Origin of the sequence: Paenarthrobacter sp. A20 (assembly GCF_024168825.1) — a bacterium.
GTDB lineage: Bacteria > Actinomycetota > Actinomycetes > Actinomycetales > Micrococcaceae > Arthrobacter.
The window spans coordinates 3608977-3633397 of sequence record NZ_JALJWH010000001.1 but is presented as its reverse complement, the minus strand read 5'-3'; the positions used below and the strand labels follow the sequence as shown (position 1 = coordinate 3633397).

General features: G+C 62.0%; 20 protein-coding genes. 8 read left to right on the top strand and 12 right to left on the bottom strand.

Annotated features, from left to right (window positions below; translation table 11 throughout):
• Nucleotides 1–285 precede the first annotated feature (285 nt).
• Genes J3D46_RS16715 through J3D46_RS16705 form a run of 3 tightly spaced genes read right to left on the bottom strand, consistent with a single transcriptional unit; the run spans nucleotide 286 to nucleotide 3911 of the window.
• Entirely contained in the window at nucleotides 286–1212 is a 927-nt protein-coding gene (locus tag J3D46_RS16715) for a MaoC/PaaZ C-terminal domain-containing protein (protein ID WP_231342105.1), read from the bottom strand.
• Entirely contained in the window at nucleotides 1209–2549 is a 1341-nt protein-coding gene (locus J3D46_RS16710; protein WP_253468251.1) for a 3-oxoacyl-ACP reductase, read from the bottom strand. The genes J3D46_RS16715 and J3D46_RS16710 overlap by 4 nt, the downstream gene beginning before the upstream one ends.
• Before the next feature lie 9 nt (nucleotides 2550–2558).
• On the bottom strand, nucleotides 2559–3911 hold the full coding sequence (locus J3D46_RS16705; RefSeq protein ID WP_253468250.1) for an acetyl-CoA C-acetyltransferase: 1353 nt from the start codon (nucleotides 3909–3911) through the stop codon (nucleotides 2559–2561).
• A 60-nt stretch (nucleotides 3912–3971) separates the two neighbouring features.
• Between J3D46_RS16705 and J3D46_RS16700 the strand changes: the two genes are divergently transcribed.
• Nucleotides 3972–4706, top strand: coding sequence for a TetR/AcrR family transcriptional regulator (locus J3D46_RS16700; RefSeq protein WP_231342109.1), 735 nt, complete (start codon nucleotides 3972–3974; stop codon nucleotides 4704–4706).
• A 46-nt stretch (nucleotides 4707–4752) separates the two neighbouring features.
• On the top strand, nucleotides 4753–6852 hold the full coding sequence (locus J3D46_RS16695; RefSeq protein ID WP_253468249.1) for an acyl-CoA dehydrogenase: 2100 nt from the start codon (nucleotides 4753–4755) through the stop codon (nucleotides 6850–6852).
• 137 nt (nucleotides 6853–6989) lie between these two features.
• On the opposite strand, the gene glgA is transcribed toward J3D46_RS16695, so the two are convergent.
• Nucleotides 6990–8186, bottom strand: coding sequence for a glycogen synthase (gene glgA, locus J3D46_RS16690; protein WP_231342113.1), 1197 nt, complete (start codon nucleotides 8184–8186; stop codon nucleotides 6990–6992).
• A 93-nt stretch (nucleotides 8187–8279) separates the two neighbouring features.
• Here glgA and glgC point away from each other — a divergent pair, with 93 nt between their 5' ends.
• Complete coding sequence (gene glgC / locus J3D46_RS16685) at nucleotides 8280–9692, top strand: glucose-1-phosphate adenylyltransferase (RefSeq protein ID WP_231342114.1); 1413 nt, start codon at nucleotides 8280–8282, stop codon at nucleotides 9690–9692.
• Nucleotides 9693–9766: 74 nt separating this feature from the next.
• Nucleotides 9767–11218, top strand: a complete 1452-nt coding sequence (locus J3D46_RS16680; protein ID WP_253468248.1) for an SDR family NAD(P)-dependent oxidoreductase — start codon at nucleotides 9767–9769, stop codon at nucleotides 11216–11218.
• An 87-nt stretch (nucleotides 11219–11305) separates the two neighbouring features.
• On the opposite strand, the gene J3D46_RS16675 is transcribed toward J3D46_RS16680, so the two are convergent.
• From J3D46_RS16675 to J3D46_RS16665, 3 genes are read right to left on the bottom strand one after another with little or no spacing between them, the layout of a single operon-like run.
• Nucleotides 11306–12157: a transglutaminase family protein gene (locus J3D46_RS16675; RefSeq protein ID WP_231342125.1), complete on the bottom strand. Its 852-nt coding sequence runs from the start codon at nucleotides 12155–12157 to the stop codon at nucleotides 11306–11308.
• Nucleotides 12154–13080 (bottom strand): alpha-E domain-containing protein, encoded by a 927-nt coding sequence (locus J3D46_RS16670; protein WP_026540668.1) that lies wholly within the window; start codon nucleotides 13078–13080, stop codon nucleotides 12154–12156. The genes J3D46_RS16675 and J3D46_RS16670 overlap by 4 nt, the downstream gene beginning before the upstream one ends.
• A gap of 55 nt (nucleotides 13081–13135) precedes the next feature.
• Nucleotides 13136–14692 carry a circularly permuted type 2 ATP-grasp protein gene (locus J3D46_RS16665; RefSeq protein WP_231342126.1) on the bottom strand — a complete coding sequence of 519 codons (1557 nt, stop codon included), beginning with the start codon at nucleotides 14690–14692 and terminating at the stop codon, nucleotides 13136–13138.
• 111 nt (nucleotides 14693–14803) lie between these two features.
• On the opposite strand from J3D46_RS16665, the gene J3D46_RS16660 reads away from it, so the two are divergent.
• Nucleotides 14804–15853: a YeiH family protein gene (locus J3D46_RS16660; RefSeq protein ID WP_231342127.1), complete on the top strand. Its 1050-nt coding sequence runs from the start codon at nucleotides 14804–14806 to the stop codon at nucleotides 15851–15853.
• 4 nt (nucleotides 15854–15857) lie between these two features.
• Nucleotides 15858–18458: an aminopeptidase N gene (gene pepN / locus J3D46_RS16655; RefSeq protein WP_253468247.1), complete on the top strand. Its 2601-nt coding sequence runs from the start codon at nucleotides 15858–15860 to the stop codon at nucleotides 18456–18458.
• A 34-nt stretch (nucleotides 18459–18492) separates the two neighbouring features.
• Here the strand turns inward: pepN and J3D46_RS16650 are convergent, their stop codons facing one another.
• The 5 genes from J3D46_RS16650 to J3D46_RS16630 all read right to left on the bottom strand — a co-directional run bounded on the left by J3D46_RS16650 (nucleotide 18493) and on the right by J3D46_RS16630 (nucleotide 22486).
• Entirely contained in the window at nucleotides 18493–19593 is a 1101-nt protein-coding gene (locus J3D46_RS16650; protein WP_253468246.1) for a biotin/lipoate A/B protein ligase family protein, read from the bottom strand.
• 85 nt (nucleotides 19594–19678) lie between these two features.
• On the bottom strand, nucleotides 19679–19936 hold the full coding sequence (locus J3D46_RS16645) for a type B 50S ribosomal protein L31 (protein WP_017200906.1): 258 nt from the start codon (nucleotides 19934–19936) through the stop codon (nucleotides 19679–19681).
• 142 nt (nucleotides 19937–20078) lie between these two features.
• Entirely contained in the window at nucleotides 20079–20888 is an 810-nt protein-coding gene (locus tag J3D46_RS16640; RefSeq protein ID WP_231342133.1) for an RNA methyltransferase, read from the bottom strand.
• A gap of 7 nt (nucleotides 20889–20895) precedes the next feature.
• On the bottom strand, nucleotides 20896–21681 hold the full coding sequence (locus J3D46_RS16635; RefSeq protein WP_253468245.1) for a sulfite exporter TauE/SafE family protein: 786 nt from the start codon (nucleotides 21679–21681) through the stop codon (nucleotides 20896–20898).
• 19 nt (nucleotides 21682–21700) lie between these two features.
• Nucleotides 21701–22486 (bottom strand): ABC transporter ATP-binding protein, encoded by a 786-nt coding sequence (locus J3D46_RS16630; protein WP_231342135.1) that lies wholly within the window; start codon nucleotides 22484–22486, stop codon nucleotides 21701–21703.
• A gap of 110 nt (nucleotides 22487–22596) precedes the next feature.
• Between J3D46_RS16630 and serB the strand changes: the two genes are divergently transcribed.
• Together serB and J3D46_RS16620 are read left to right on the top strand one after the other, a co-directional pair.
• Nucleotides 22597–23490 carry a phosphoserine phosphatase SerB gene (serB, locus tag J3D46_RS16625; RefSeq protein ID WP_253468244.1) on the top strand — a complete coding sequence of 298 codons (894 nt, stop codon included), beginning with the start codon at nucleotides 22597–22599 and terminating at the stop codon, nucleotides 23488–23490.
• Nucleotides 23491–23758: 268 nt separating this feature from the next.
• Entirely contained in the window at nucleotides 23759–24376 is a 618-nt protein-coding gene (locus J3D46_RS16620; protein ID WP_231342137.1) for a hypothetical protein, read from the top strand.
• The last annotated feature ends 45 nt before the right edge of the window (nucleotides 24377–24421 follow it).

Sequence of the window (24421 nt, the reverse complement as noted above, 5' to 3'; positions counted from 1 at the left end):
GGCCTTGTTTATTTTGCCGCCAAGTCGCTGCTCAACCTTCAATGCGAGGTTGATCACAATTGTTTCTTCCCTGCTCACAAAAGGCAAAGATGGCCAGGCGCGAAGACTTTCTCGGTCCCGGCCAGGTGGCAAGAACACTGACTCTCCAGCCGGACGCCGCGGGTGACGTGACGGCCACCTTGCGGACCGGAGCAAACGGCGGAATCCACCACCTCGCGGTCTCAAGGAATAGCGACGACGGCGGCAGTCACTTCACGGTAGCTGCCGCCGTCGTCCGTGCTTGCTTTAGGACATGGCTGAAACTGTGCCTGTGAAGTGACGCCGGCCGCTGCGCGGATTCCACGCCACATAGTCCGAGCGCTCCCAACCTCCGGACCCTGAATGGACTGTCGCGATGTCCAAGGCAACGCGCGCTGGGAGGAACACTGGGGCCTCAAAAGCTACATCCCACGAAAAGGAATCAGCCTTGACAGCCCCAACATCGGCAAGTGCGCGGGAGGCCAGGTACATACCGTGGGCTATGGACCCGCGCAATCCCAGTGCCTTCGCGGAGAGAATACTGAGGTGGATCGGATTGAAGTCGCCTGAGACTGTGGCGTAGCTGCGACCGATGTCCAAACCGAGTTGCCACAGCGCGGTGGGATCCGGGGGTGAAAAGTCGGCGGGTCCCGTCGCACCGTTTGGACTGCCCGGTTTGTCGATGCCCGGAATGAAGACGCCCTTGGCCAGATACGTGGAGACGCCGCGCCACAACAGTTCCCCGGCCGAAGATGAACGGACTTCCGCCACCACGTCCACTTGGGTTCCGGACTTGTGGCCGGCCAGGTTTTCTGCCCACGACCGGATGTCCAGGGCCTCCGAAAAAACGATGGGTGCCCGCTGCTCCACGTGGTTCCTCAGGTGGATCATTCCCAGAAGCGGCAACGGAAAGTCATCACGGTTCATCACGCTCATGGATACCGGGAAGGCCAGCGCATGGACGTAGCCCGCCGGCAGGATGTCACTGGCTGACTCCCCCACCAGGTGTTGGTAGGCGGTCAGGTTTCCAACGTCGGCCAGGACGTTCCTGACTTCGTGGCTGACGGCCGGCAACCGATTCTCTCCCGTAGATGCCCCGAGTACCCGCCGACGCGCGGCAGTTGTTGCCGCATTGACATAGAGCTTGGACAGCGACGGCAGCTCGCCCAGCACCACCGGCTGTGGGTCTATCATGCTCCCACCAATTGTTGTCCGCAGACGCGCAGTACTTCGCCCGAGATACCTCCGGCGGCATCGCTGGCCAGGAAGGAGATTGCCTCGGCTACGTCCTGGGGCTGGCCGCCTTGCTTGAGCGAGTTCAGCCTACGGGCGGCTTCGCGGATGGCAAAGGGCATCCTGGCGGTCATGTCGGTTTCAATGAATCCCGGGGCAACGGCGTTGATAGTGCCGCCGAACGGCTCCATCAACGCCGCTGTTGACCTGACCATGCCGATCACGCCGCCTTTGGAGGCTCCATAATTCGTCTGGCCCCTGTTACCTGCGATGCCACTGGTGGAGGCCACCGAGACGATGCGGGGCGCGTCCTTGAAATGCGCCGACGCCAGGAGGGCCTCGTTGATATTCAGCTGCGCTGCGATGTTGACCGCGATGACAGATTGCCAGCGGGCTTCGTCCATGTTGACAAGGAGCCTGTCGCGCGTGATTCCAGCGTTGTGGACCACGACGTCGAGCCGGCCATAACGTTCCACGGCGTGCTCGATGATTCTATGCCCAGCGTCCTCGCGACTGATATCGAGTTGAAGTGCCGTGCCTCGAACATCGTTGGCCACTGCGGCCAAATGGTCCCCGGCTGCCGGGATGTCCACTGCGATGACCTTGGCACCATCACGGTGGAGCGTCCGGGCGATGGCCGCACCAATGCCCCGGGCGGCTCCGGTGACCACTGCGACCTTCCCGGCCAACGGTTTGTCTGAATTGTTTGGCAGACTGCCTGAGGTGGATCGGACCGTCAGGAATTGTCCGTCCACGTACGCGGAGCGCCCGGAAAGGAAGAACCTGAGTGCGCCCAGTGCCGAGGGGCTGGTGGTCGCGAGGTCGTCGTCGAGGAGTATGCCGTTGGCTGTCGCGCCGGCCCGCAGTTCCTTGGCCAGCGACCGCAGCAAGCCGTCGATGCCCTGCCGCGCAGCAGCTGACGCAGGGCTTAGGGCCGACTGTGACGTCCTGGAGATCGTGACCACTCTGGCATTGGCGGCCAGGTCCCGGAGGGAGGTGCCCGCAGTCAGTACGGATTTGCTCAAATCGCGGGGATGCTGGACGGCGTCGAGCACCACGACAATAGCGCCCAGTTTCTCCTTGGGCAAGGCGTTTCGCCGCACGTCCAAGCCCCAACCGAGGAGGGTCGTGGCAAGATCATCTGCTCCTGCGCTGTCGCCGACAACCAGGACGGGACCGGTCACCAGCGGGGCGCCGGGCTGGTATCGACGAAGCACCACGGGTTGCGGCAGACCGAGCCTTTTGGCAACGTCCTTGCCCAGTCCCTGACTCACGAGCTGCGTGTATTTGTCTGTCATGGAGTTCCCCTATGCTGCTTCCAGAAGAGCGACGACGCCTTGGCCGCCAGCGGCGCAAACAGAGATCAGGCCCCGTGCCGGGCGTCCGTCGACAGAGCCCTTCTCGTGCAGCATTTTCGCAAGGGAGGCCACGATCCTGCCACCCGTTGCAGCGAACGGATGCCCGGCGGCAAGCGATGATCCATTGACGTTCAACTTGGCCCGGTCCACTTTGCCGAGGGCTCCGTCCAAGCCGAGGCGTGTCCGGCCGAACTCCTCGTCCTCCCACGCAGCCAGCGTGCTCAGGACAGTTCCAGCGAAGGCCTCATGGATTTCGAAGAAATCGATGTCTTCAAGCGTCAATCCATGACGGGCCAGCAATCGGGGAACAGCGAAGACCGGCGCCATGAGCAGGCCGTCCTTGCCGTGGACAAAGTCCACTGCCGCGGCTTCGCCATCAAGGACTGTTGCAAGCTTGGGCAGGCCATGGGCGTCGGCCCACTCCTCCGTCGCCAGAAGGACTGTGGACGCACCATCGGTGAGCGGCGTTGAGTTGCCGGCGGTCATGGTGGCCTCGGAGCCAAGATTCTTACCGAAGACGGGCTTGAGCGAGGACAGCTTCTCCAGCGTGGTGTCGGCCCGCATGTTGGAGTCGCGGTTGAGCCCCCGGTACGGGGTGATGAGGTCATCAAAGAACCCACGTTCGTATGCGGCGGCGAGGTTGCTGTGGCTGTTGAAAGAGAGCTCGTCCTGGGCCTCACGGGTGATCTTCCACTGTGCTGTGGTGAGTGCCTGGTGTTCGCCCATGGACAGGCCGGTGCGTGGCTCGCCCGTGTTCGGTGCGTCGGGCGCCAGGTCCTTGGGGCGGATCCGGCCGATGATCTTTAACTTCTGCACGGCTGTTTTCGCGCGGTTCAGGTCCAGCAGGATCTCGCGCAGTCCTTCGCTGACCGCGATCGGGGCATCGGATGCCGAGTCCACTCCGCCGGCAATGGCTGAATCGATCTGCCCCAACTTGATCTTGTTGGACAATCCGATCACAGTCTCAAGCCCCGTGGCACAGGCCTGTTGGAGGTCATATGCCGGGGTCTCAGGGGACAAAGCGGATCCGAGGACGGCCTCCCTGGTGAGGTTGAAGTCCCTCGAGTGTTTGAGGACGGCTCCCGCTGCCACTTCACCGATGCGTTCGTCCTGCAGCCCGAACCTGGCGATCAACCCCTCCAGGGCTGCGGTCAGCATGTCCTGGTTGGACGACTTGACGTAGGCGCCACCTGTCCGCGCGAACGGGATGCGGTTGCCACCGACGATCACAGCGGCGCGTGGTGCCTGGGGCGCGGAACCCTGGTTCCGGGTTCCGCCTGAGGTCTCGTCTGCTACAGCCATGTTGTCTCCTTTGATCAAAGCCAGTTACTGATACCCAGCGTACCTGATACGCTGGGTATCGTGAACAGCGAGCACGAAGAAACCATCACCGCCGCCGGTACCCGGACGGGCGGGTCCCCCGTTCCGCCGGTGGATGCCTCCGCCGACACGGGTCCCTTAGTTGACGGGCGGGCAGCACGCTGGCAGTCACACCGCGAAGAACGTCGCCGGGAGCTCATCAGGGCAGCGCGGAAGGCTGTTCACAAGCTGGGCAGTGACGCTTCCATGGAGGACATCGCGGGAGCTGCCGGAACATCGAAATCCGTCTACTACCGTTACTTCGGCGATAAAGCCGGACTTCAGCAAGCCATGGGCGAGGTAGTGCTTGGCCAGATGCAGCGCCGCATGCAGGAAGCGACCCAACGTGCGCAGACGCCCCGCGAGGGCTTGTTCGCCATGGTCTCCGCCTACCTTCAAATGGCTGAATCCAGCCCCAACGTGTATGCGTTCATCACCCGGCTCAGCCCCGGAGAGGCATCTGCGCAGGACGCGATCGCCGCGTCCGGCGCACTGGGCAACTTCTTCGAGCAGATCACGGACATGATCGCCAAACCCATGCGGGAGTACCTGGGTGCAGAGAAGGAAGCCGTCATTGTCTACTGGCCCACCGCGGCCATAGGACTTGTCAGGAACGCAGGCGAAATGTGGCTGGGAAGTCCCGCCGGAGCCGGTAAACCTGACCAGGCAACAATGGCCGGACAGATCACCGATTGGCTGTGCCTCGGTATTGCCCCGGCACTCAAAACCACCACCTGACACCAGCAATGACTCATCAGTTGTCGGAACCAAAGAAGGAAGCAACATGACTGAAGTAGTGGACCGGACCCCATCAGCCCATCAGCCCTCAGGCAGCGACGCCGCCGCCACCGGCGTCGAGCCTGCGGTTGATGTCGCCGCGCTCGGAGAGCAACTCCTCGGCAAGTGGGCCCACATCCGCCACCAGGCACGTGAAGTGGCCGGTAATCCGGCAGTGCAGAAGATTGAAGGAATGCATCACACCGAGCACCGCGCCCGCGTGTTCGAGCAGCTCAAATTCCTGGTGGACAACAATGCAGTCCATCGGGCGTTCCCTACCCGGCTGGGAGGCTCCGACGATCACGGCGGAAACATTGCCGGCTTCGAGGAACTGGTCACGGCTGACCCCTCACTTCAAATCAAGGCCGGAGTTCAGTGGGGACTGTTCGGCTCCGCGGTGATGCATCTTGGAACTGTTGAGCACCACGACAAGTGGCTTCCCGGGATCATGAGCCTGGAGATCCCCGGCTGCTTCGCAATGACAGAAACCGGACACGGCTCCGACGTTGCCAGCATTGCAACCACGGCAACATATGACGAAGCCAGCCAGGAATTCGTGATCAACACCCCCTTCCGGGCGGCGTGGAAGGACTACATCGGCAACGCGGCCAATGATGGCCTCGCCGCAGTGGTGTTCGCACAGTTGATTACCCAAAACGTCAACCACGGCGTCCATGCCTTCTACGTGGAGCTCCGCGATCCAGCAACCAAGGAATTCCTCCCCGGCATCGGAGGCGAAGATGACGGCATCAAGGGCGGCCTCAACGGCATCGACAATGGCCGGCTGCATTTCACTGGCGTACGGATCCCCCGCACCAACTTGTTGAACCGGTATGGCGACGTCGCCGTGGACGGTACCTACTCCTCCACCATCGAGAGCCCGGGACGCCGCTTCTTCACCATGCTGGGCACCCTGGTCCAGGGCCGCGTTTCCTTGGACGGAGCCGCGGTCGCCGCCAGCAAAGTGGCGCTCAAGACTGCCATCCAGTACGCCACCGAGCGCCGTCAGTTCAACGCTTCCTCAGCGACGGACGAGGAAGTCCTGCTGGACTACCAGCGGCACCAGCGCCGCCTGTTCACCAGGCTGGCCACCACCTACGCGGCCAGCTTCGCCCATGAACAGCTCCTGCAGAAGTTCGACGACGTTTTCTCCGGCGCCCATGACACCGACGCTGACCGGCAGGACCTGGAGACCTTGGCAGCCGCGCTGAAGCCACTGAGCACCTGGCACGCCCTGGATACGCTTCAGGAATGCCGTGAAGCTTGCGGCGGCGCCGGTTTCCTGATCGAAAACCGCTTTGCTTCGTTGCGGGCCGACCTCGATGTCTACGTCACCTTCGAAGGCGACAACACCGTCCTGCTGCAACTGGTCGCCAAACGCCTCCTCGCCGACTACGCCAAGGAATTCCGCAGCGCAGACTTCGGTGTGCTTGCGCGTTATGTAGTGGATCAGGCCGCCGGCGTGGCCCTGCACCGGACAGGTCTTCGCCAGGTGGCCCAATTCGTCGCCGACACGGGGTCGGTCCAGAAAGCGGCTTTGGCTTTGCGGGACGAGGAAGGCCAGCGGACCCTGCTTGCCGACCGCGTGCAGTCCATGGTCGCCGAAGTCGGCGCGGCACTGAAGGGGGCGAACAAGCTTCCCCAGCACCAGGCGGCGGCCCTGTTCAACCAGCACCAGCACGAACTCATCGAAGCAGCGCAGGCGCACGCGGAACTTCTGCAGTGGGAAGCCTTCACCGAAGCCCTGACGCACGCACCGGATGAGGGAACCAAGCGTGTCCTTACGTGGCTGCGCGACCTCTTCGGCCTGTCCCTGATTGAGAAGCACCTCTCGTGGTACCTCATGAACGGTCGCCTCTCGATGCAGCGCGGGCGGACAGTGGGTACCTACATTAATCGTTTGCTCGTCAAGATCCGTCCGCACGCCGTGGACCTTGTCGACGCTTTCGGCTACGGGCCCGAGCACCTGCGGGCCTCGATCGCCACAGGCGCAGAAGCCAGCCGCCAGGACGAGGCCCGGAAGCACTTCCGCGAACAGCGCGCCAGCGGCAGCGCTCCCGCCGACGAGAAAACGCTTCTAGCCCTGAAGGCGGCAAAAGCCCGCTAGCAGCTCTCCCCTACCGAGCGGTGAACAGTTGCGGAACTTTTGCAAAGCACGACGGCGCCGTCCCCACCAAAGGGGGCGGCGCCGTCGTGGTTTGGCCTACTGTCCGGACTCAAGGGTGGGCCCTGGTCCCGGCCCAATCAGCGCAGGACTGACCTGTAGACCTCAAGCGTTGTTTCCGTGATGGACTCCCAGGAGAAATGCTCTTCTGCCCGGCGCCGGCCTGCCTTGCCCATGTCGCGGGCGCGGGCTGGGTCGGCCACCACTTCGTTCAGCGCAGCAGCGAAATCGCTGACGAACTTCTCCGGGTCCAATGGCGTCCCGGTCCCATCGGTGACCTGTTCCAACGGGACGAGCAGCCCGGTTTCGCCATGTTGGACCACTTCCGGAATGCCGCCGGTGGCGCTGGCCACCACCGCGGCACCGCATGCCATCGCTTCGAGGTTTACGATGCCGAGGGGCTCGTAAATGGACGGGCAGGCAAAGGCTGTGGCATGGCTGAGCACCTGGATGAGTTCCTTCCGGGGCAGCATCCTCTCTATGAGAATGACGCCTTGGCGCTTGGACTGCAGCTCCTCAATGAGGCGTGCAGTCTCGGCGGCGAGTTCCGGAGTGTCGGCGGCACCAAGGCACAGGACGAGCTGTACGTCGTCGGGCAGGCTCGAAGCGGCGCGGAGCAGGTACGGGACACCCTTCTGGCGGGTGTTGCGGCCCACGAAGACAACGCTGGGCTTGGCAGGGTCGATGCCAAGGGCCCGGATCGCGTCGTCCTCTTCATCACGTTCCCACAGGGAAACATCGATGCCGTTGTGGACTACGCGAACCTTTGCCGGGTCCACATCCGGGTAGCTGCGGAGGATGTCCTGGCGCATGCCCTCGGACACGGCAATGATCGCCGCGGCCGCCTCGTATGCCGTTTTCTCCACCCAGGAGGACAGCGCATAGCCGCCTCCGAGCTGCTCTGCCTTCCACGGGCGGAGGGGCTCCAGGCTGTGGGCGCTGAGCACATGGGGAATGCCGTGCAGAAGCGAGGCGAGGTGGCCGGCCATGTTCGCGTACCAGGTGTGCGAGTGGACCAGGTCCGCTCCCGCAATGTCCGGAACGATCCTCAAGTCCACGCCCAAGGTTTGGAGGGCAGGGTTGGCTTCACCGAGGTCTTCGGGCGTGGCGTAGGACGCCACGGTGGCCCCGTGATAGTCGGCATCACGCGGCGCGCCGAACGCCCGCACATGAAGGTCGACGTGCTTTGCCAGCACCCGGCTGAGCTCGGCAACGTGGACACCGGCACCGCCATAAATTTCCGGAGGGAATTCTTTAGTCACAATGTCTATTCGCACGCTAACCAACGTAGTCGTTCCGGCGTATGTGTTCTAGTGTGAAAGAGTCCGGAAAATCGGACTTTTGGGGGATACGAAGACGTACGGGGAGCTGTGACCATGGCGTTGAAGAAAGTTCTGGCAATCGTATTGGCAGGCGGAGAAGGCAACCGACTCATGCCGCTGACGGCGGACCGGGCCAAGCCCGCGGTTCCGTTCGCAGGCGGCTACAGGTTAATTGACTTTGCACTATCCAATCTCGTTAATTCGGGATATTTGAAAATCGTCGTTCTGACGCAGTACAAATCGCACAGCCTTGACCGGCACATCTCGGAAACCTGGCGCATGTCAACGCAGCTGGGCCGCTACGTGGCTTCTGTACCGGCGCAACAGCGCGTGGGCAAAAGCTGGTTCCTTGGCAGTGCAAATGCCATTTACCAATCGCTGAACCTCATCCATGACGACGCCCCGGACATCGTGGTAGTGGTCGGCGCTGACCACGTATACCGCATGGACTTCTCCCAGATGGTGGAGCAACACATTGCCAGTGGTGCCAAGGCTACTGTCGCCGCAGTGCGCCAGCCGCTGAGCATGGCCAACCAGTTCGGCGTGATCGAGGTCGACCAGAACGATCCTCAGAAGATTGCAGCCTTCGTGGAGAAACCTGCCAGCACCCCCGGGCTGGCAGCGGATCCCACGCAGTTCCTGGCCTCGATGGGTAACTATGTCTTCAATGCGGACGCCTTGGTTGAGGCCTTGCATGTGGATGCGGAACGACTGGACACCAAACACGACATGGGTGGCGACATCATTCCGTACTTCGTCGACCAGGGCGAAGCGGGCGTGTACGACTTCACACTCAACGACATCCCCGGCGCCACAGATCGGGACCGGACCTACTGGCGCGACGTCGGTACCATCGACTCGTTCTACGACGCCCACATGGACCTCATCTCGCCTGTACCGGTTTTCAACCTGTACAACTCCGAGTGGCCCATCTACACCCGCCAGAGTATTTCGCCGCCGGCAAAGTTCGTCCGGGGCGAGAACAACACGGTGGGTACCGCCCTCGATTCGATTGTTGCCAGCGGTGTTGTCATTTCCGGAGGCATCGTTGAGGGCTCCGTCCTCTCCAACGACGCCTACGTTGCGGCTGGAAGCCGTGTACAGGACTCCGTCCTGATGGACAAAGTCCGCGTCGGCGAAGGCGCCGTCATCAAGCGGGCCATCCTCGACAAGAACGTCAAGGTTCCAGCCGGTGCCGCCATCGGCTTGGACCCAGCATTGGACAAGGCCCGCGGGTACAAGGTCACCGAGTCCGGCATCACTGTCCTGGCAAAGGGGCAAGTGGTTCCTGAGCCCGGCGAGGCAGAGTTGGCGTTGTCCGCCCAGCACCGCCGGGGCCTCCCGGAAGCCGTCAAAGCTGCAACGCACGACGACCCCGACATCCGTGACTCCGCTGAAAAGGTAGCTGCCGGGATCCAGTCACGCGTGGCAGATGCTGCAACACAGGGCGCCGCCAACTAACCGGCCGGCACCCCCGCTGACATGGCGGGCACCCGAGGCAGGCCATAGGGTCCCAAGGCTGTAAAATCAGGTCAATGAGCTCCACCGATCTGACGCCTGAAGAGATCCAGGCCTGCCTCAAGGTTCTGACCACGATCCACGTCTATGACGAAGAGCACCCGGACTATGTTGCCGTCCGGCGTGCCACCGGCAAGATGTTCAAAGCCGTCAAACGCCACCGCCGTGTCACCAAGCGCGACTCCATTGCCGAAGCTGACCGCGCCGTGATTGCCCTGACCGCCACGGCAGCACCGGACCGGATAGACGATGAAACCCGCGGCAACAAGCTGGCCCCCTCCGCTACCGGAGAGATTGCAGGCCACCTCATCCGCTCGCGTCCCTGCTACATCTGCAAGAAGCACTACACGCAGGTGGACGCTTTCTACCACCAGCTTTGCCCTGAATGCGCGGCCTTCAGCCATGGCAAGCGGGATGCCCGCACCAACCTCACGGGCCGCCGGGCGTTGTTGACCGGTGGACGTGCCAAGATCGGCATGTACATTGCATTGCGCCTCCTTCGCGATGGCGCCCACACCACCATCACCACGCGCTTTCCCAAGGATGCGGCCCGGCGCTTCGCTGCCATGGAAGACAGCGCAGACTGGCTGCACCGGCTGCGAATCGTTGGCATCGACCTCCGTGATCCGGCCCAGGTGATGGCCTTGACGGACTCGCTCAACGAGGCGGGCCCGCTGGACATCATCATCAACAATGCAGCGCAGACCGTGCGGCGCTCGGGGAACGCTTACAAGCCGTTGGTCGACGCAGAAGACGAGCCCCTGCCGGCCGCGCTGGAAGCCGCCAACGGTGGACCTGAGCTGGTGACGTTCGGCCACGCGCACGACAAACACCCGCTGGCACTCGCGAGCAGCGTCACTGAACACCCTGTGTTGGCCGGCGACGCGATTACCTCGCTGGCGCTGTCCACCGGATCGGCGTCACTGGAACGGATTGAGTCAGGGACGGCCATCGATGCCGGTGGGCTGGTTCCGGACCTTGCGTCCATCAACAGTTGGACCCAAGTTGTGGACGAGGTGGATCCTCTTGAAATGCTTGAAGTCCAGTTGTGCAATGTCACGGCACCCTTCCTGCTGGTGAGCCGGCTCCGTGATGCCATGAAGCGGTCCACCGCGCACCGGAAGTACATCGTGAACGTCTCAGCCATGGAGGGACAATTCTCCCGGGCTTACAAAGGCCCCGGACACCCCCACACCAACATGGCCAAGGCCGCCCTGAACATGATGACCCGGACCAGCGCCCAGGAAATGTTGGATTCCGACGGGATCCTCATGACAGCGGTGGACACCGGTTGGATTACCGACGAGCGTCCCCACTACACCAAGGTCAGGCTCATGGAAGAAGGATTCCACGCCCCCTTGGACTTGGTGGACGGCGCTGCCCGCGTGTACGACCCCATCGTGATGGGTGAAAAGGGCGAGGACCAGTACGGTGTCTTCCTGAAGGACTACAAGCCTTCGCCCTGGTAAAAAACCTGGAGTTTTTGTACGGATAAGGCCCTTGAGAGCAGCTCTTAAGGGCCTTATCCGTACTCACATTCCTGCGCGAGTCGACTCCTACGCGAGCCGGGTGATTTCAACCGACACGGAGAGTCCGGAGCCGCCGCCACCGGACAGGATGCCCTTCAGCGGCGGAACGTCGCGGTAGTCCCGGCCCCTCGCCACTGTCACGTGGTAGTCACCCGCCGGTTTGTGGTTGGTGGGGTCCCAGCTGCGCCATTCCCCATCCCACCATTCCAGCCAGGCGTGAGACTGGCCGGCAACGGTCTCGCCGATGTCCGCAGTGGACCTGGGGTGGATGTATCCCGAAACGTAGCGGGCAGGGATGCCGCTGCAGCGCAAAGCGCCGATGGCCAAGTGGGCCAGGTCCTGGCAAACGCCCTGGCGCTGGGACCAGGCCTGCTCTGCGTTGGTGGTGACGCCGGTAGTGCCCTTCATGTAGGTCATTTCACCGGCCATCCACGAAAAGACGGCCAAGGCTGCCTCATGGGGATTTTTGCCTTCGACAACACCGGGAACAATACCCAGGACTTCCTCGCCGGGTCCGCTGAGCCTGGACTGGGGCAACCAGTCGCTGAACTCGTCCTGAACCTTGTCCGACGCGATGACGTCCCATCCCACAATGTCATCCTCAACTGCCACCCGCTCGGTGCGATGCACTTCCACAGTGGCCGTCGCAAGGACCTCAAGGCTCTCATGGGGCATCTGCATATCGAATGCGGTGACCCGTGTTCCCCAGTAGTCACGGTAGGTACTGACGGATGCCTGGTGGGGCGAGACCTTCAAGGAGGACTCCAGGACCACCTGTTGGCCGTCGGTCAGCGGAGTCATCCGGGCTTCGTTGTAGGACAACGTCACGCGGCGATTGTATTTGTAGGCCGTCTTGTGGACGATGCTCAGCCGGGTCATGAAACTTCTCCCACCCAGGCGTGCTCATCAGCCTGATTGAAGTACTTACGGGAAATCGCGTCCGACGCCTGCGTCACAGCCTTCTGCACACGTTCCATGTGCTCGGGCAGCTCGGACATGAGGTCATCTGTGCGGTGGAACTCAAGGAATGTGCGGGCCTGGCCAACAATGCGCCGGGCATCGTTGATGAAGCCAACGCGCTGCGCCGACGGGTCCAACTTCGCCAGGCATTCGTCGGCATCGCGCAGGGCGTAGACAATCGAACGCGGAAACAGACGATCCAGGAGCAGGAATTCCGCGGCGTGCTGGTCTCCGAACGCTGCCCTGCGGGTACGGATGAAGGACTCGTAGGCACCTGCACATCGAAGCATGTTGACCCATGACATTCCTGCGGACTGCACATCCCGTGTTGAGAGCATGCGCGCAGTCATGTCTGCCCGTTCAAGGGAACGGCCAAGCACCATGAACAACCAGCTTTCATCGTGGCTGACGGTGGTGTCTGCGAGGCCGCGAACCATGGCGGTCCGCTCCAAAACCCAATTGCAAAAACGGTACGTTCCCACAACATCCTTGCGGTGCTGGTTGAGGCCGTAATACGTGGTGTTGAGGCTTTCCCACAGTGACTGGGAGACGGTTTCCCGCGCACGCCGCGCATTCTCGCGTGCGGCGCCCAAGGATCCGGCAATGGAGGACGCGCTCTGCTTGTCATACGCCAGGGCGTGGAGTAGTTCGGGCAGGCCGAAATCCTCGCTCTGGGGTTTGGCGCCCATGACGGCAAGGAGTTCGCGGGCGACGCTGCGCTGCTCTTCGAGAGGCAGGTGGTTGAGGCGCTCGAGGTGCACATCCAGGATCCTGGAAGTACCGTCGGCGCGTTCTACGTAGCGTCCGATCCAAAAGAGTGATTCAGCAATACGGCTCAGCATGGAACAGCCTCCTTCGCGTGGTGCATGTCGAAGTTCAAGTGGTGGTGGATCGGGTTCACTGCTGCTGCTCCGTTTGGCGGTCACGCCAGTTGGTTTCCACGGGCCACACAGATACCTGTTCACGGACGGTCACGGACTGCCGGGGGACGATCTCAGCGGGCATCTGCGGTGAATCAGCCAACACCCACGTGTCCTTGGAACCGCCGCCTTGGCTGGAGTTCACAATCAAGGAGCCTTCCTTGAGTGCCACACGGGTGAGGCCGCCGGGCAGGACCCAGACGTCATCGCCGTCGTTAACCGCGAAGGGGCGGAGGTCGACGTGGCGGGGGCCGAACTTGTCCCCGGAAAGCGTCGGCACCGTGGAGAGCTGGAGTACGGGCTGGGCGATCCATCCTCGCGGATCGGCAATGACCCGCTTACGCAAGGCGTCGAGTTCTTCCTTCGTGGCGTCGGGTCCAATGACCAATCCCTTGCCGCCTGAGCCATCCACCGGCTTGACCACGAGTTCATCGAGGCGGTCCAGCACATGCTCCCTGGCTTCCTTTTCCTCGAGCCGGAAAGTGTCGACGTTGGCGATGATCGGCTCTTCGTGAAGGTAGTACCGGATCAGGTCAGGCACGTAACTGTACACGAGCTTGTCGTCGGCTACGCCGTTGCCCACAGCGTTGGCGATGGTCACTCCCCCGGCGCGCGCGGCATTGACCAGGCCCGGGCAGCCGAGCATGGAATCGGAACGGAATTGGAGGGGATCCAGGAAGTCGTCATCGATGCGCTTGTAGATGACATCCACGCGCTGTTCACCTGCCGTGGTACGCATATAGACACGGTTGCCGCGGCAAATAAGGTCGCGGCCTTCCACCAGCTCCACGCCCATGAGCCCTGCGAGCAGCGTGTGCTCAAAGTAGGCGCTGTTGAACACGCCCGGCGTCAGGACAACCACTGTCGGATCGTCCACACCCGCCGGAGCTGTCTTACGGAGTGCGGAGAGGAGCCGGCGCGGGTATTCCTCTACGGGCCGGATGTGCTGCTGACCGAAGGCCTCAGGCAAGCCCTTGGCCATGGCCCGGCGGTTCTCAAGGACGTAGCTGACGCCGGATGGAACGCGGACGTTGTCCTCGAGTACCCGGAACGTCCCGGCCGCATCCCGGACGACGTCAATGCCCGAGACATGAACGCGGACGCCGCCTGACGGTTCAAAACCGTGGACTGCCCGGTGGAAGTGCGCGCTGGTCGTCACGAGTTGCCGGGGAATCACGCCGTCAGTCACCACGGCCATACGGCCATAGACGTCGTTCAGGAAAGCCTCAAGGGCCTTGACCCGTTGGGCGACGCCCCGTTCCAGAACATCCCACTCATCGGCCGGAATGACTCGGGGAACAATGTCCAGTGGAAACGGCCGCTCCTCCCCCGCGTAGTCGAAGGTCACACCGCGGTCCAGGAACGTTCGTGCCATCGAGTCCGCACGCGCGGTGACATCGGCAAGGGAAAGCTCGCGCAGGGCACCGGAAACCTGACCGTAGGATTTTCTGGCCACGTGGCCGGGGGCAAACATCTCGTCGTAGGCGCCGCTGCGTGCAGCAGCCTCGGAGTAATCCTGGAATAGGTCAGACATGGGAATTAGACAATCACCTTTTTGAGTCGAGCGCATTTCGCGCTGATTGTGTCGCGGTTTCCGGAGACTCCCGGTTCGCCTTTCCGTGCCCCCATCCGGCAGGGTTGAGGCATGCCCTTCAACAGTCTTGCGCCCCAACTCTCCCGGCTGGGGCCTGGGTTGGTTCTCGGCATCACCGCGACCGGTGTTGCTTTCGCCATCCACGCCGTGTTTCCGGCGGTACCGGCCATGACGCTCGCTGTTGCTTTGGGCTTGCTTTCAGCAAATATACCGGGCACCGCGGTGTTGACGGCGGGGCGCGCCCGCCCGGGCCTGGACTTCGCCGGGAAACACCTCATGCGTGCAGGCATCGTCCTGCTGGGACTGAAGGTCAGCATCGGCGACGTGCTCGCCCTTGGCTGGCTGGCGCTGCTGTTGATCACCGCCGTTGTGCTGCTCAGCTTCGCTGGGACCTACGGCCTGGCCCGCCTGCTGCGCCTTCCGGGAGAAGCAGCATTGCTGATTGCCACGGGCTTCTCCATTTGCGGTGCATCGGCGATTGGAGCCATGGCTGCCGTGCGGCGCATCAAGCACCAGGACACCGTGTTGCCGGTCGCGCTGGTGACCCTGTGCGGCACTCTGGCCATTGGCGTCCTGCCCCTGCTCATGCATCCTCTGAACCTGAGTCCAGAGCAGTTCGGTGCATGGACGGGAGCATCAGTTCATGATGTTGGCCAAGTGGTGGCCACAGCGCAAACTGCCGGGACATCGGCGCTGGCCATCGCCGTCGTCGTGAAACTGACGCGGGTTGTCCTGCTGGCGCCGGTTGCCGCCACGGCAGGGTTGCACCAGCGATTCCTCGACGTCAGGGAACGGGCCAACGGTGACGCTGACGGAAGCGCCCCAACCGACGGAAGGTTCCCGCCGATCATTCCGCTTTTCGTGGTGGGTTTCCTCGCCCTGGTGGCGGTCCGCTCGATGGGTTGGGCGTCCCCTTCAGCACTGGAAATCGCGGCGGCCGGCCAGGACATCCTCCTGGCGACGGCGCTGTTTGGACTGGGATCAGCCGTGCGCGTACGGACCCTGATCCACACCGGAGGGCGTGCCGTCCTGGTGGCCCTGGGCTCGTGGCTGCTCATCGCATCGCTGGGCTTGGGCGCCGCCCTGATCATGATTAGATAGCTGTGTGTCGAATCACAATCTGTCGCGCGATGAAGCCGCCACCCGTTCAGCCCTGATCACCACCCACAGCTACGACGTCACCCTCGACGTCCGCGACGCGGAAGATCCCGCAGTCCCCGGCTACCTGAGTACCAGCACCATCACCTTCTCTGCAACGCCTGGCTCTGCCACCTTCCTGGATTTCATCAGCGGAGATGTGGGGTCGGTCGTGTTGAACGGCCAGGCGCTCGACGTTGGGTCAGTGGTTGACCGCGACAGGATCGTCCTGGAGGGCCTCGCAGCCGACAACACGGTGACGGTGACCGGAACGGCACTCTACAGCCGCTCCGGGGAGGGTATGCACCGCTTTGTCGATCCCGCTGATGGCCAGTGCTACCTCTACACCCAGTACGAACCGGCTGACAGCCGCCGCGTTTTCGCCAACTTCGAACAGCCGGACCTCAAAGCCGAATTTACTTTCCACGTGATCGCTCCGAGCGGCTGGGAGGTGGCTTCGAATGGTGTGGAGTTGGCCCGGACAGCACTGACGAACGATTCTTCGCAGTGGGACTTCGCCACCACCAAACGGATGTCCACGTACATCACCACTGTGCTTGCCGGACCCTATTTCAAGGCGACAGACCACTGGGGAACAACCCTCGACGACGGCACCCGCCTTGATGTGCCGCTGGCACTTTTCTGCCGCGCGTCCATGTCGAAGTCATTCGATGCCGATGAACTCTTCCGATTGACCAAGAGCGGGTTGGCCTTCTTCAACGACCTCTTCGATTACCCGTACCCCTGGGGAAAGTACGATCAGGCTTTCGTGCCCGAATACAACCTCGGCGCCATGGAGAATCCCGGCCTCGTCACCTTCACTGAGAAGTACGTCTACGCCTCCCGCGCCACCGATGCCCAGTACCAGGCCCGTGCCAATACGCTGATGCACGAGATGGCCCACATGTGGTTCGGCGATCTCGTGACCATGAATTGGTGGGACGACCTCTGGCTCAAGGAGTCGTTCGCTGACTACATGGGGACACTTGGCGTGGACCGTGCCACAGGCTGGGACACCGCGTGGGTGAACTTCGCGAACAAGCGCAAAGCCTGGGCCTACCTGCAGGACCAGCTGCCCACAACACACCCGATTGTTGCCGACATACCGGACCTTGAGGCAGCTAAACAGAACTTCGACGGCATCACTTATGCCAAGGGAGCATCGGTCCTTAAGCAATTAGTGGCCTACGTCGGCTTCGAGGCGTTTATTGCCGGTTCCCGTCAGTACTTCCGCGATCACGAGTTCGGCAACACCTCCCTGCAAGACCTCCTTCAAGCTCTCGGCACTGCCTCGGGAAGGGACCTTGGGGAATGGGCACGCCAATGGCTGCAGACATCCGGCATCTCCACTATTTCGGCCGGGATCGTAGAAGACGGAGGGGTCCTTGGCGCCGTGACGCTGAGCCAGGAGGCCATCGATCCCATCACGGGCCATCAGGAACTCCGTCCCCATCGCTTGCGGCTTGGCCTGTATGAACCTGATGCATCGGGAAAGCTTGTCCGGTCCGAGAGCGTCGAGGTTGACGTTTCAGGGCCCAGCACCTTGGTACCTGAACTGGCCGGAAAGCCACGACCTGCCCTGCTTCTGGTCAACGACGATGACCTTAGCTACGCCAAAGTGCGGCTGGACCCCAGCTCCGAAGACACCGTTCGGACATCACTCGACAAAATCACCGACCCGATGGCCCGGGCCCTCTGCTGGACCGCTCTGTGGGATTCTGCCCGCGACGGCGTCACGCCGGCAGCGCGCTATGTTGCCGCGGTGGAGCAGTTTGCTCCATCGGAGACTGGAATCGGCGTCTTGTTGAACGTTCTCGGCAATGCCTCCGGCGCTATCGAACGCTACGTCCCGGTCTCGGCACGCGGACAGGTGCGCAAAGACTTCCTCGCAGTGGTGGCCGCCAATATCAAGGCAGCGGTTCCGGGTTCCGACCAGCAGCTGGCCTGGGCCAGGACCTTGGCGGAAGTGTCCAGGAACGGAGACAGCGAACTTCCCTTCCTGCGGGGAATCCTGGAGGGCGGCACCGTTATTCAAGGACTGGCTGTCGACGCGGAATTGCGGTGGAGCCTCTGGCAGGCCCTCTCTGCCCAGGGGCAGGCGACAAGGGCCGAACTGGACAGGGAACTCCAGGCAGACAGGACAGCTTCAGGCCGGGAAGGCCACGCGCTGGCGACGGCCGCCATCCCGGAGGTCCCGGTGAAGGCGGCTGCTTGGGATTCCGCGGTGAACAGCACAGGACTTTCCAACGAGATCCTGAGTGCAACGATCACCGGCTTTGCCATCGGCCCTGGATTCATGCTGGAACCCTATGTTGAGCCGTACTTCGAGTGCCTTGAAAGGGTATGGGCGGAGCGCAGCATCGAGATCGCGGGCAGGATTGTACGCGGCCTGTACCCGGGTGCCCAGGACCTGGCGGTTGGCATGCTGCCTTCGGAACATCCGGTCCTTGTCCGTACGGACCAGTGGCTGCAGTCCCACCCGGACGCTCCGAGGGCGTTGCGCCGCATCATCATCGAGCAGCGCAGCCACCTGCTTCGGGCCCTCACGGCGCAGGCCGCCAACGGTTAGGCCGCCATAGGTTAGGCCCCGCCGCAAAACGGGGTTACGGCACCCGGTTCAGCCATTCGGTGGTGCCAAACTTGGTTGCCACGCGCTTCTTCGCCTCACCGAGCTCCGCCTCGGTGAGGCGGGACTCCACCGCTCCATAACGCTCCATGAAAACCTCCTGCATGGCGGCCAGGATGGTGGTGCGGGCGAGTCCGGTCTGGCGTCGCAGGGGGTCCACGCGTTTCTTGGCGCTCCGGGTTCCCTTGTCAGAGAGTTTCTCCTTGCCGATACGCAGGACCTCAACCATCTTGTCGGCGTCGATGTCGTAGCTCATGGTCACGTGATGAAGCATGCCGCCGTTGGCCAGCCGTTTCTGCGCTGCTCCGCCAATCTTGCCTTGGTCTGTTGCGATGTCGTTGAGGGGTACGTAGTAGGCGCTGATGCCTAGTTTCTCCAGTGCAGCCATGACCCAGGCGTCAAGGAACGCATACGAGTCGGCGAAGCTGATGCCGTCCACGAGGGTCTGCGGCAAATACAAGGAGTAAGTGATGCAGTTGCCGGCCTCCATGAACATGGCTCCGCCTCCGCTGATCCTGCGCACCACCGTGATGCCGTGGCGGGAAACGCCCTCGGGGTCCACTTCGTTTCGAACGGATTGGAAACTGCCGATGACTACGGACGGTTCTTCCCAGTCCCAGAACCGCAGGGTGGGGTTACGCTGCCCAGCGCCGACTTCTTCGGTGAGGATTTCATCCAAGGCAACGTTGACCTGGGTGGGCAGGACTGAGGGCGGAATGACGTCCCATTGGTGGTCAGCCCAGCCCGTCGCCTTGGACAGTGCGCGGCGGACTGTTACGGCCACGGCTTCCGCGGAGAACCCAAACAGCACGGCCCCTTCGGGCAGACCCATGGTGACCGCCGCGGTGATTTCTGCTGCCGTTGAGTTATCCGGGAGACCCGTGAGCGCGGTGTTGATATCCTGCAGCGCTTCATCGGGTTCGAGGAAGAAATCCCCGCTCAGCGAAACGTCGGCGAAGCGACCATCCACAACTTCCAGATCCACCACCACGAGTTTTCCGCCTGGAACCTTATACTCCCCGTGGAGGCGCGCGCCGTCGTCGTGGTTTTCAGTGTCAGATACGGGCTGGGAAGTCATGCCTTCCATCTTGCCGGAAAACGCAAAAGCCCGCATTGCCGGAATCCGGCAATGCGGGCCTCTGAAAGCCTTGGGGTGAAGTGGGTTACTTCTTGCCGCCGAAGCCCTTGAAGCGGGCGTTGAAGCGCTCGACGCGGCCAGCGGAGTCCATGATGCGCTGCTTGCCCGTGTAGAACGGGTGGGACTCCGAAGAGATTTCGACGTCGATAACCGGGTAGGTGTTTCCGTCTTCCCACTCGATGGTCTTCGAGGAAGACACGGTGGACTTGGTCAGGAACTGCGTACCGGAAGCCAGGTCGTTGAAGACAACAGCTTCGTACTTCGGGTGGATATCAGACTTCATAATGGGACCTTTTGTTCACGCAACTGGATTTTGCCAGCTGCCAGGTATGAATGGAGGTGGTCTGGTTGCTGCAATGCGGACATTCCAGCTGCCGGGCCAACAACCAATCATAGCGGAAACCACACCGCCATACGAACCACAATCAGTCGCGTGGACGGAGTTCCCAAAAGGCCACTGCCGAGGCGGCGGCAACGTTGAGGGAATCGACACCTGCCCGCATCGGAATTTTAACGGCGAGGTCGACGGCGGCGAGCGTTTCCTCGCTCATTCCCGCACCTTCGGTTCCCAGCACCAGTGCGAGTTTGGGGAAGTTCCTTGCCGCGAGGTCGTCCAGGTCCATGGCATCAGCCGTCAATTCCATGGCCGCCACAGTGAAGCCTTGCTCTTTGAGCCGATCCAGGTCCCCCGGCCAGCTTTCCAGCCGCGCCCATGGAACCTGGAAGACAGTGCCCATGCTGACACGTACGCTGCGCCTGTACAGGGGATCGCCGCACCGCGGCGAGACGAGGACGGCATCCACGCCCAGGGCCGCGGCCGACCGGAAGATCGCCCCTACGTTCGTGTGGTCAACAATGTCCTCGAGCACAGCGACCCGCTTCGCGTTGGCCAGGAGTACCTCCAACGGAACGGGGCTCGGCCGGTGCATTGCCGCCATTGCCCCTCGGTGCAGGTGGAATCCGGTGATCTCCTCCAGTAACGAAGCCTTGCCGATGAAGACCGGGACGTCGGGGTATGCCCGGAAGACGTCGTCGAGGTCTTCAAGCCACTTCTCCGCCAGGAAGAAGGAACGGGGCTGATGGCCTGCCGCCAGTGCCCGGCGGAGGACCTTGGAGGATTCGGCGATGTACATGCCTTCCCGTGGCTCGCGCAACTTCCTGAGGTGTACATCTGTGAGGGTGGTGTAGTCCGTCACCCGGGGGTCGTTGGCTGACTCGAGATAGTGGAAGGTCACCGGTTGATTATTTCAGCAGGTTGGCGATCATGAAGCCAAGGGCCACTATGCCGAGCGTGAAGATGACTGCACGGAGGACCTTGGGGGACAACTTCCGGCCCACTTTGGAACCAACAAGCCCGCCGATGGTGGAGCTCACGGCGATGAGCAGGACCACCAGCCAGTTGATGCGGTCAAAGGCGAAGATCAGGTATGAGATGGCTGCCACCATGTTGACGCCCAGCACCAGGATGTTCTTCATGGCGTTGGCATTTTGCATGGTCCCTGTGAGGAACACGCCGAGAATCCCCACCAGCAGGATCCCTTGCGCAGCCACGAAGTAGCCGCCGTAGACGCCGGCCAGGTACACAAGTACCACCAGGAGGATCCCGTGGCTGCGGTCCCGGATGGCATGCTCTGGATTCTGTTCCCGGCTACGAATCCACGCCTGCAGCTTTGGCTGGAACAGCACCATCAGGAGGGCCAGCACCAAAAGGACGGGGGCCACAAAATGGAAGACCTTTTCCGGCAAATGCAGCAAGAGCCACGCGCCTGTGATGCCGCCCAGCAGCGAGGCCGGAAGCAGCTTCATCAACTGCCTTCCCCGGCCCGCCAGCTCACGCCGATAACCCCACGCTCCTGCGGCCGTTCCAGCCACCAGGCCCATGGCGTTACTCATGGACGCGACAACCGGTGTCACGCCAAGTGCTATCAGTACGGGGAACGTCACAAGCGTGCCGGAGCCGACTACGGCATTGATGGTGCCGGCCCACAAGCCCGCGAAAAAGACCAGGATGCTGCTAAGAATCTCCACAGTAAGTTACAGAGCCCCTCTAGCGTCGGGCCGTGGCCGTGTAGCGGCCGGCGTTTTCCGAAACATCCAAGGCAAGGCCGAAGGTGTTGCTGAGGTGCTCGTCGGTGAGAACTTCCTTGATGGGACCGGCAGCCACCACTCCGCCTTCGCGGAGCAGCATGGCATGGGTGAATCCCGGCGGCACTTCTTCAAGGTGGTGGGTGACAAGGACCATGGCAGGAGCTGCTTCGTCGCTGGCGAGTTCGCCAAGCTTGTGGACCAGTTCCTCCCGGCCGCCCAGGTCAAGGCCGGCAGCGGGTTCGTCCAGGAGCAGGAGTTCCGGATCCGTCATGAGTGCACGGGCAATCTGCACACGCTTGCGCTCACCCTCGGACAGGGTGGCAAAGGTCCGGTTCAAGAGAGGACCCATCCCCCAGTCATTCAAGAGGGCAAAGGCGCGGCGTTCGTCGTCGCGCTCGTATCCTTCCCGCCAACGGCCCGTGACCCCGTACGCGGCGGTGACCACGACGTTCAGTACGTTCTCATGCTCGGGGATCTGGGTAGCAAGTGCTGCTGAAGAGAGGCCAATGCGGGGGCGGAGTTCAAAGACGTCCACCCGGCCCAGGATTTCGTCCAGGATCCCGGCTTTGCCACTGCTCGGATGAAGGCGGGCGGCCGCAATCTGCAGGAGGGTGGTCTTCCCTGCGCCATTGGGGCCCAGGATGACCCAGCGTTCCCCTTCGTTGACCTCCCAGTCGACCTTGTCCAGCAGGGTCTTCTTGCCTCGGACAACGCTGACGGAAGCCAATTCCAGAACATCACTCATAGCAGTAGACACTAGGACAAAAATGCACATGACTGATAACCGGTGGTTTCCTGCGATTCCGAGGTGAAACGAATTCGGATGGACGGAGCGCCCTCAGTAGGATTGAGGCCATGACTTCGAACTTGGCTGCAGTCAGCTATGGCGTGAATTTGACCCCCGAATCTGTGGAGAATGTCCGGAAGGCGCTTGCCGACGCCGGAGTCGCAGTGTCATCCGAATCACAGGGCGGGGACGATCGCTTCGGTGTGTTCACGGCAGGACTCGCTGGGGGTTCGGATACGGCAACGGACCTGGCAGAAGTCCGCCGACAGGTGGCTGCCGCGGCCAGTGCCGGAATCGACACGGCCATAGTTCCCGAAACCCTGCGCCAAGCATCCCGGAAGCTCCTCATCATGGATGTTGATTCGACGCTGATTCAGCAGGAAGTCATCGAACTGCTGGCAGCCCACGCCGGCAAGCGCGAGGAAGTCGCCGCAGTCACCGAGGCTGCAATGCGGGGCGAACTGGACTTCGCCCAGAGTCTCCACGCCCGGGTGGCCGTCCTTGCGGGCCTGCCGGTCGACGTCGTCGACTCAGTACGAGAAGAGGTGCGCCTCAGCCTCGGTGCGGCAGAACTGGTGTCCGCATTCAAGGATGCCGGCCATGTGGTTGCCGTTGTATCCGGTGGCTTCAACCAGATCCTCCGTCCTATTGCCGAGGAACTCGGCCTGGATTATTGGATTGCCAACGAACTCGAAATTGTCGACGGCGCGTTGACCGGTAAGGTCCTCGGTGCGGTTATCGATCGTGCGGCCAAGGAAAAGTACTTGCGTGAGTGGGCAGCCGCCGAGGGCATCAGCCTTGAACACACCATTGCGGTGGGCGATGGTGCCAACGATCTCGACATGCTCAGTGCCGCCGGCATTGGCGTTGCGTTCAACGCCAAACCGGCCGTTCGCGCGGTTGCGGACGCCGCGATTAACATGCCATTCCTCGACGCGGTCCGGCATATCGCCAACGTCTGACTCGGAATCACCCCGGACCATGTCTGGATAACTGCTCGTCTCCCTTCCCGCCGGTTCCAACCCCTGCTGCGGTCACTTTCGTGTGCCCAATGGGGTACCGCCTTCCGCGTACCCATCGACGCCTAGAAACGGCCAAGCCCATTTCGTGACGCGACAATTTGAACTATTTATCAAATTGTCACTAATTCCGGATGGTGCAATTATTTACCTTGCTTAAATTGCGATGATTTCATGCCTTCATGAATAATTGATGTGTAAAGTGAATAACTTGACGAGGAAATCCGTGGAGTACGCGGCAGTCCGGGATGAGGGAAGTGCAGGGCAGGAAGTGAACCGTTCGGAGCGTACGTGGAAATGGTGGAAACGTCGCGAAGAATTTGAGACGTTCGAATACAGTCGGGCCTCCGATGGGGAGCGCACAACTCCCCTCCACGAAATCCTCCAGGATCAACAGTCCCGCACCGGGGCGAACTCCATTGCTACCCGTGATGACACAACAGAACAGGAAGAATTTCTTATGAGCTCGCTTGATGAAGCTACGAAACAACTGCTGTCCATCGAAGGCGCCACAGGCGCGGCCATCGTTGACTACTCCAGTGGGATGGCACTCGCCCAGGGCGGCAACCCCGGCTTCGACCTCGGTGTTGCCGCAGCAGGAAACTCCAACGTTGTGAGTTCAAAGCTCCGCACCATGGCAGACCTTGGATTGGACAGCAATATCGAAGACATCCTGATCACGCTGGATTCCCAGTATCACCTGATCAACGTCCTGAACTCATCAGGGTCCAAGGGACTCTTCGTGTACTTGGTGCTTGACCGTACTTACGCGAACCTGGCCCTGGCGCGCCACAAGCTCAGCAACATCGCCAAGGCAGTTTCCATCTGATTCCTGCACGAAACCATAGGGGCGGCCGCAGCATGTGCGGCCGCC